We start from the raw sequence: 2761 nt of genomic DNA, 5'->3' as shown, positions 1-2761 counted from the left end.
ACCAGCGAGGACGTCCCGGCGGTGTGCCGGGTGACGCGGCGGATGGCGGCCGGGCAGTGGACGGCGAAGCGTTCGGCGTACGGGTCGTGCAGGAGGCCGCGCGGGCCGGCCGTCGCCCCGGCGCGGGCGAGCGCGGTGAGGAAGGCGGTCGCGGGCACCTGCTCGGCGAGCGGGGGACGGGCGGCGGTCACGGCTACTCCCACCGGAACAGCCGGACGGCGGCGGCCCCGCACGCCACGACGACGCCCGCGAGCACGCCGAGGTCCAGCCCCACGTCGGTGGCGCTGTCCAGCCAGGCGTGCTGGAGGAGCTTCACCGCGTACGTCGCCGGCAGGGCGTCGCTGATCGCCTTCATGCCGGAGGGGAAGATCTGCAGCGGGATGGTCGCCCCGGAGAGGAAGATCATCGGGAAGTAGACCAGGTTGGCGACGGCCACCGCCACCCGTTCCGACCGCGCCACCGCTGCGACCACGCCGCCCACCGCGTACATCGCGAGGGTCGCGAGGAGCAGCGCGCCCGCCGTCGCGGCGAGCGCGCCGGCGGAGCCCGGCAGGTGGAGGTCGAAGAACAGGTACCCGGCCACCACCAGCAGGAACGCGCCGGCCAGGCTCAGTGCGATGTTCACCAGCCCCTGCGCGACCAGGAAGGCGGAGGCGTCGACCGGTGTCGCACGGAAGCGCTTCAGGACCTTGCGGTCGCGGTACTCGGCCAGCCCGAGCGGGAAGCTCATCAGCCCGGTGACCGAGACCACCAGGACCAGGTAGGCGGGCACCGACATGTCCACCGTGCCCCGCCCGTCGAACTGCTCCGACGGCTTGTTGCCGTAGATGCCGCCGAACATGCAGAGCATCAGCACCGGGAAGGCCAGGGCGAAGAACACCGGGGCGAAGTTGCGCAGCATCCTGCGCGACTCGAACCGGACGATCGGCCACAGCGTCGCCATCTCAGGCCGCCTCCTTCCGCTCGGTGCCGCCGACCAGGTTGAGGTAGGCGTCCTCGAAGGTCGGCGTGCGGCGGCTCACCGCGGAGGGCGGGAGCCCGGCGTCGGCGAGGAGGCGCACGATGCGGTCGTAGTCGGCGGGGAACGCCCCCGCGTACTCCAGCCGGTCCGGGGCGCCGGGCAGCCTCGTCAGTCCGAGGCCGTCGAGGCGCAGCTCGATCCCGCCGGCTCCGATCTCTCCGGCCCCCTTCCCGTCGGCCCCCTTCGCTCCGGCCCCCGGCCCGCCGGCGTCCGCGACGGCGCGCAGGTCGACCGAGAAGGCGGACGGGCCCGCGTGCGCCTCGGTCAGGCGCGCCGGCGGGTCGAGGGCGACCAGCTCGCCGGCCCGCAGCACGCCGACCCGCCCGCAGAGCGCCTCGACCTCGTCCATCGCGTGCGAGGTGAGCAGCACCGCGACGCCGCGCGCGGCCAGGTCGAGCACCGAACGCCAGGTCTCCCGGCGCTGGTGCGGGTCGAGGCCGGTGGTGAGCTCGTCCAGGATGACCAGCCGGACGTCGCCGATCTGGGCGAGAGCCAGCGCAAGCCGCTGGCGCATGCCGCCGGAGAGGTCGGCGATGAGGCTGCGGCGGCGGTCGGCGAGGCCGAAGGACTCCAGCAGCGCGGTGGAGGCCCCGGGCGCCCGGTAGATCGCCTCATAGAGCTCGCACAGCTCGCCCACCCGGGCGCGGCTGGGGAACTGCGACTCCTGGAGCTGCATCCCGACGAGGCGGGTGACGGCCTCGCGGTCGGTGCGGGGGTCGTGGCCGCAGACCGAGACCGCGCCGTCCCGGGCGGGCCGGTGCAGCCCGCCGACCGCCTCGACGATCGAGGTCTTGCCCGCGCCGTTCGGCCCGACCAGCCCGAACACCTCCCCGGGAGGGATCCGGAACGAGACGTCGCGCACGGCGGTGAACGCGCCGTACGTGACGGTCAGTCGGTCGACCCGGACGACGGCGCCGTCGTCCGGCTCCACCGTCGGGACGGCGGACGGCTGGTTCACGGTCACAGAGGGAGCCTCCGGGGGGTGGTGCGCGCTCCCGCGGAGGCGCTGAGGTGGGTGTAGAAGCCGGCGAAGGACATGTGCAGGGCCAGGGCGGGCAGGACGCCGCCGGTGGCCGCGGTCAGCAGGCCGCCGACCACGCCGAGGGTCACACTCGACGTGCCCAGCACGTACGCCTGGACCGGGGTGGAGACCAGGGCGACCTGGCCGGCGGCGAACAGGCAGGTGCTGACGGCGAGGGCGACGCCGAAGCCGCCGCCGAGCGCGCCGAGCCCCAGCAGGACCGCGCCGCGGAAGAGGACCTCCTCGAACAGGGCCGCGGCGGCCGGGATGATCCACCGGTAGTGCCGGGGCAGGGCCAGGATCGAGGCGATCCACTGGACGCGGGCGATCTCGCCCGGGACGTCGACCCGCGGGACGGCCCGGTAAAGCAGTGACACGCAGAGGATGTTGGCGCTGGAGGTGCCGAGGACGGCGAGCAGCAGGGCGAGCGCCATGGTCGGCGTGGGCCGGCCTCCGACCAGCTGATGGAGGCTGAGCGGGGTGGCCGCCAGCAGCGCGGTCAGCGCCAGCGCGCCCAGCACGAGGTACACCACCGTGCCGAACACCGCGAAGGCGGCCTCCGGGCCCAGCCCGGTCCGGCCGGCGAGCCACAGCGCCGTCCGGCGGCGCCGCGCCGGGTCGTTGAACGGCACCCGGTACAGCGCCAGCCACCCGCCGACCACGACGACGCAGAGCCCGGCGTACCCGGGCGTGCTCATCGGGCCGCCTCCCGCGGGCCG

The 2761-nt window shown here is 75.0% G+C and carries 4 protein-coding genes; all 4 read right to left on the bottom strand.

Annotated elements, in window-relative coordinates; translation table 11 throughout:
- Positions 1-191: hypothetical protein (locus tag ABZ885_RS38855; RefSeq protein ID WP_360199575.1), on the bottom strand; the 191-nt coding region annotated here is incomplete at its 3' end.
- Positions 192-193: 2 nt separating this feature from the next.
- Positions 194-943, bottom strand: coding sequence for an ABC transporter permease (locus ABZ885_RS38850; protein ID WP_360199573.1), 750 nt, complete (start codon positions 941-943; stop codon positions 194-196).
- A gap of 1 nt (position 944) precedes the next feature.
- On the bottom strand, positions 945-1985 hold the full coding sequence (locus ABZ885_RS38845) for an ABC transporter ATP-binding protein (protein ID WP_360199571.1): 1041 nt from the start codon (positions 1983-1985) through the stop codon (positions 945-947).
- The coding region (locus ABZ885_RS38840; RefSeq protein WP_360199569.1) for a CPBP family glutamic-type intramembrane protease at positions 1982-2761 on the bottom strand (780 nt) is incomplete at its 5' end. The genes ABZ885_RS38840 and ABZ885_RS38845, both read right to left, overlap by 4 nt.

Source organism: Kitasatospora sp. NPDC047058 (genome assembly GCF_040643935.1).
Taxonomy (GTDB): Bacteria; Actinomycetota; Actinomycetes; order Streptomycetales; family Streptomycetaceae; genus Kitasatospora.
This window is presented reverse-complemented; position numbering and strand designations above follow the sequence as displayed.

Bases quoted from the DNA above. Each gene is read 5' to 3' on its own strand.
- ABZ885_RS38850 (WP_360199573.1), bottom strand. From the start codon at position 943: ATGGCGACGCTGTGGCCGATCGTCCGGTTCGAGTCGCGCAGGATGCTG.